This is a genomic window from Sandarakinorhabdus rubra, from assembly GCF_010994245.1.
In the GTDB taxonomy this organism is placed as follows: domain Bacteria; phylum Pseudomonadota; class Alphaproteobacteria; order Sphingomonadales; family Sphingomonadaceae; genus Sandarakinorhabdus; species Sandarakinorhabdus rubra.
Window position 1 is genome coordinate 1 of sequence record NZ_WMHO01000180.1, and the last position, 5,442, is coordinate 5,442.

Consider the following 5,442-nt stretch of genomic DNA (forward strand, 5'->3'; position numbering starts at 1 on the left):
GCGCCGGCGGCCGGGGCAGCGCCCGCCGGCGGGGCCGGCGGCGTGGTCGACACCTTTGGCAGCGCCTTATCCAGGCGGGCAATCACGTCGGCGGTGATGTCGATGGCGGCGGCATGCTGGATGGTGACCTGCTCATCCACCGCGATATTGGCGCCGCGCTCGCGCATGATCGTGCTGATGATCGGCTGGGCGCCATCATTGATCTGCTTGACGACCCATTGTTCGGCCAGCTGGATTTCCTGCTGACGGCGCTGGATCTCCTGGTCCGCCTGGCCGCGACGGGTCTCGAAATCGCGCACCTTGGTCTGCCAGGCCTGCACGGCGGCCGGCGCGGCGCCCTGCTGGGGGGCAGTGTCGCGCAGGGTCTTTTCCTCGGCGGTGAGGCTGGTGCGCAGCTGGTTGAGGCGCGCGGCCAGCGCGTCGGCCTTGGGCTTCAGTTCGGCCTGCGCCGCCTTGGCCGCAGCAGATGCGCCGATCATTTCCTGGCGATCCACGGTGACGATCACGGCCGGCGGCAGCTGCTGGGCCAGAACCGGAGTGGCGACGGTGGCGAGCGCCAGCGCAATAAGCGTCTTCTTCATCAGAATGCAGTCCCTACGTTGAATTGGAAGAGTTGTGGATCATCGCCCGGCTGGGTGAGCAGGGCCTTGGCGAGGTCGAAGCGGAACGGCCCGAACGGCGAGTTCCAGTTGACACCGATGCCGACCGACACGCGCGGACGCGGCGTGTTGCCCAGAAACTCCTCGACAAAGCCGGAGGAGACACCGTCGGTGACCAGGCACGGTGCAACCTGGCCGGGCAGCCTTGGTGCAGGCCTGGTCGGCCCGTTCTGGCAGGTCAGGCTCGGCGTCTTCAGGCTCCACAGCGCGCCGACATCGGCAAAGATCGACGGGCGCAGGCCGAGTTCGGCACCGGCCGAGCCCAACGGAATGCGGATTTCGGCGCGGCCCAGATAATAGGCCCGGCCGCCCAGCGAGTCGTCCAGCGCCTGGCGACGGTCGGCGACCGGGGTGCCAGTGGCATCCAGCGGCCGGCGCAGCACGCGCGGGCCGACACCGCGGATGTTGAAGCCACGGAACTGCGGCTGGCCAAGGAAGAAGCGGTTGGTCAGGATCACGTCCTGACCGCCATAACCGGTGACATAGCCGCCCTCGGCGCCCAGGTTCAGCACGAACCCGGCGAACAGCGGCGTGAACCAGTCGTAATTCGCGCGGGTGGTGATGAACTTGATGCCAATCGGCAGGCCCGCCACGTCCTGGTTGAAGCTGAAGCGCTGTCCGGTGGTAGGCAGCAGATTGTTGTTCAGGCTGTTGTAGATGATCGAATAGCCGATCGTGGAAATGGTGCGGTTACCCAGCTGTTCGCACAGGAAGCGACCGGCCCGCAGCGGATCGCAGACCCCGTTGGTAAAGAACAGCGCCTCGTCCAGTCCGATCTGCTCACGCGACAGGCCATAGCGCAACGAGGCCGCCCAGAACTCGGTCACCGAAAAGCCGGTGCGCACCTGGAAGCCGGTGGCGACCTGCGTGTAGGTGGTGTCGCGTGTGTTGTTTCCGGTGAAGCGGAACGAGCGGAAATCGCGGCGGAACACGTCGAAGCCCAGTGCCAGGTTGCGGCCGCCCAAATAGGGTTCGGTGAACCCCGCCTCGATCGAACGCGAGAAGCTGGAGATGTTGGCCGACAGCCTTATCTCCTGGCCACGGCCGCGGAAGTTCCTTTGCCGCACGCTCGCCGAGAAGATGAAGCGTTCGATGTTGGAGAAACCGGCCGACAGCTGCAGCTCGCCAGTCGGGCGTTCCTGCACGTTGGTTTCCAGCACGATGCGATCGGGCGTGGTGCCGGGCTTCTGCTCGATGTCCAGCTTGTCCTGGAAGAAGCCCAGGCTCATCAGCCGGTCCTTGGAGCGCTTCACCTTGATCGAGTTGAAGGCGTCGCCCTCGGTCAGGCGGAACTCGCGGCGGATGACATTGTCGCGGGTGATGGTGTTGCCGTTGATGTCCACCCGTTCGACATAGACGCGCGGCACCTCTCCGATCTGGAAGGTGACGTTCATCTCCAGCTTTTCCTTGTCGCGCTCGAAGTTCGGGCGCACGTCGGCAAAGGCATAGCCCAGAAGGCCGGCGGTTTCGGACAGGCCCTCGACGGTGTCCTCGATCAGCTGGGCGTTGTACCAGTCGCCCGATTTGATGCGGATCAGCGGGCGAAACTCGGCCGGCTTGATGTCACGCAACTGGCTTTCGAGATCGACCTTGCCAAACTTGTAGCGCTCGCCCTCCTCCACGACATAGGTGACGATGAAGTCCTTCTTGTCGGGCGTCAGCTCGGCCACCACCGAAGCAACGCGGAAATCGGCATAGCCCTTGGTCAGATAATATTGCCGCAGCTTCTGCTGGTCATAGGCCAGGCGATCGGGATCATAGGTGTCGTTCGAGGTGAAGAAGCGCCAGGTGCGCGACTGCTTCGACGCCATCTGCTTCCTGATCTCGCCTTCGGAGAATTTCACGTTCCCGAGGATGTTGATCTGGCGGATCTTGGACTTGTCGCCCTCGCTGATCTCGAACACGACGTCTACGCGGTTCTGTTCGAGCTGGACGATCTTGGGCTCGACACTGGCCGAGAAGCGCCCGCCGCGACGATAGAGTTCGAGGATGCGGGCGAGATCGGCGCGGGCCTTGGAGCGCGTGAAGATCTGGCGCGGCGCCAGCCTGATCTCCTCGCGGATCTTGTCTTCCTTCACCCGCTTGGCGCCTTCGATGATGATCCGGTTGATCACCGGATTCTCCTTCACCTCGACGGTGAGCGCGCCATTGTCGTCGCGGATGGTGGCATCGGCGAACAGTTCGGAGGCATAGAGCGCCTTCAGCGCCGTATCCAACGCATCGCGGTCGTAGCGGTCGCCGATGGCGAGGTTGAGATAGGAGCGCACGGTTTCCGGCTCCAGCCGCTCCGTCCCGCGCACCACGACCGACCGCACGATGCCGGCATTGGCGACCGTGGCCGGCAGCGCCGCCTGGCCGGCAGAGGCGGCGGCACGGGCTTCGGCTTCGGCCGAGGGCATCGCGGGCGGTGGCGGCGCCGGGCGCGGCGGCTGCTGAGCGTACACCGGGGCGGCCAGTGCTGACGTGAGCAGCAGCAGCGGCAACGCCCTGCGCCACGCGCCCCCCGGTTCCCCTGCCTTCAATTCCGCCGCTGTGTTCACCAGAAACCCCAAGACCTGATCCTTCATGGCGCTGGCCCCACAGCAGCCGGGCGTTGGGGCGCGCGCAAGGCTGCCAGCCCTCCTCACCCGAGCAGCCCCGCCAGCCGCGACCACAGGCCCACCTTGCCCATGTCGTACCAGGTGAGCACCAGCATCAGCGACATGAGCGCGGCAAAGCCCGACATGAAGGCCCATTGCTGCACCGCATCCGCGAGGGGCCGGCGCCGCACGGCTTCGATGCCGTAGAGCAGAAGATGGCCGCCGTCCAGCATCGGGATGGGCAACAGGTTGATGAAGCCGATGTTGATCGAGAAGAAGGCGATGAAGCGCACCACCGCCGCAAGACCGAGGCTGGCCTGCTCGCCGGCGATCTTGGCGGTCTGCACCGGGCCGCCCATGTCGGCCAGCGCACGCTCGCCCAGCACAACCTGCCGGATGCCGCGCCAGATCGCCTGGGTGATGCCGATCGTGTCGAGCGTCGCCCATTTCAGCGCCGCCATCGGCCCCACGGCACGCAGCCGTTCGGGCGGGCTGGCAATGCCCAGCTGTGGCACCGCGTTGACATTGCCGAAGCGGTCAACCGTTCTCACCATCCGCGGCACCACGTTGATCGGCAGGATGCGCCCGGCGCGCTCCACCTCCAGCACCAGCGGCGCGCCCGTGCTGGTCATCACGATGTGCACCATGTCCTCGAAGCGGTCGACGCGCGTGCCATCGACCCGCAGCACCTTGTCCCCAGCCATCACGCCGGCCGCCGCCGCCGCGCTGCCCGGCAGCACGCGCGCCACCTGCGCCGGCGCGGTGTAGTAACCGACCGCCATGTTGTAGGCGGCCAACACGAGGATGGCGAAGAGGAAGTTGATCGCCGGCCCGGCCGCCACGATGACGGCGCGCTGCCAAAGCGGCAGGAAGGCGAACAGGCCGCGCCGTTCGGATTCGGGCAACGACAGCAACGACGGGTCGAGCTGGCTTGCCTCGTTCATGTCGCCGACGAACTTGACATAGCCGCCCAGCGGAATGGCGTTCACCCGCCAGCGCACGCCGCGCCGGTCGGTGCGGCCGAACAGTTCCGGTCCGAAGCCAACGGCAAAGGCCTCGATGCGGGCGCCAAACAGCCGGCCGGCGAGAAAATGGCCGCCTTCGTGAACCACGACCAGCACCGCGATGATGGCGATGAAGCTGGCCAGCGTGAACAGCAGGCCGGGCTGCGGCAGAATCGGCAACGCTGTCATGCTGCCCGCCGCGCCACCAGCGAAGCTGCCACGGCCCGCGCCTCGGCATCCACTGCAAGCACATCTGCCAGGCTGGCCATGGCGGCGTGCGGTATGATGCCAAGGGTTTCCGCCACAATGGCATCGATATCGAGGAAGCCGGCTTGCCCGGCGATGAACGCGGCCACCGCCACCTCGTTGGCGGCATTCAGGATGCACGGTGCGCTGCCCCCGGCGCGCATCGCCTCCCAGGCCAGCGCGAGGCAGGGGAAACGTTCCAGATCGGGCGCTTCGAACGACAATGTGGCCACCTGCGCCAGGTCGAGGCGTGCGGCGGGCGTGGCGATGCGCTCCGGCCAGCCCATGGCATAGGCAATAGGGATGCGCATGTCGGGGCTGCCGAGCTGGGCCAGCACGCTGCCGTCGACATATTCGACCATCGAATGCACCACCGATTGCGGGTGCACGATCACCGCCAATTGCTCCACCGACACCGGGAACAGCTGCGCCGCCTCGATCAGCTCCAGCCCCTTGTTCATCAGGGTGGCGCTGTCGATGCTGATCTTGGCGCCCATGCTCCAGGTCGGGTGCTTGCAGGCATCTGCCACGCTCACGCCGCGCATCGCCTCGCGGCTGCGGCTGCGGAATGGCCCGCCGCTGGCCGTGAGGATGATGCGCTCCACCTGGGCGGGATCGTCGTGGGGGAAGACCTGGAAGATGGCGTTGTGCTCGCTGTCCACCGGCAGCAGGGTGGCGCCCCGGGCCTTTGCCAGCGCGGTCACCACCGGGCCGGCGCACACCAGCGTCTCCTTGTTGGCGATGCCGATCTGGGCGCCGCGCTCGATGGCCGCCAACGTTGGCTGCAACCCGGCAGCGCCAACAATCGCGGTCACCACAATCTCGGCATCGCGGGCGGCGGCCTCGATGATTGCCTCGGGCCCAGCCCCGTTGGCGATGCCGCTGCCAGCCAGCGCCGCCTTGAGAGCCGGGCCCTGCGTTGCATCGGCCACGGCGGCAAAGCGCGCGCCGCAG

4 protein-coding genes are annotated in these 5,442 nt (G+C 66.8%); all 4 read right to left on the reverse strand.

Going from position 1 to position 5,442, the window contains the following annotated elements; all coding sequences use genetic code 11:
• On the reverse strand, nucleotides 1–581 hold a 581-nt coding region (locus tag GJV64_RS10915), incomplete at its 3' end, for an OmpH family outer membrane protein (protein ID WP_164157258.1).
• Entirely contained in the window at nucleotides 581–3,226 is a 2,646-nt protein-coding gene (gene bamA, locus GJV64_RS10920) for an outer membrane protein assembly factor BamA (protein WP_164157259.1), read from the reverse strand. The genes bamA and GJV64_RS10915, both read right to left, overlap by 1 nt.
• 56 nt (nucleotides 3,227–3,282) lie before the next feature.
• On the reverse strand, nucleotides 3,283–4,422 hold the full coding sequence (locus GJV64_RS10925; protein WP_235927702.1) for a M50 family metallopeptidase: 1,140 nt from the start codon (nucleotides 4,420–4,422) through the stop codon (nucleotides 3,283–3,285).
• A 5-nt stretch (nucleotides 4,423–4,427) separates the two neighbouring features.
• Nucleotides 4,428–5,442: 1-deoxy-D-xylulose-5-phosphate reductoisomerase (dxr, locus tag GJV64_RS10930; RefSeq protein ID WP_164157261.1), on the reverse strand; the 1,015-nt coding region annotated here is incomplete at its 5' end.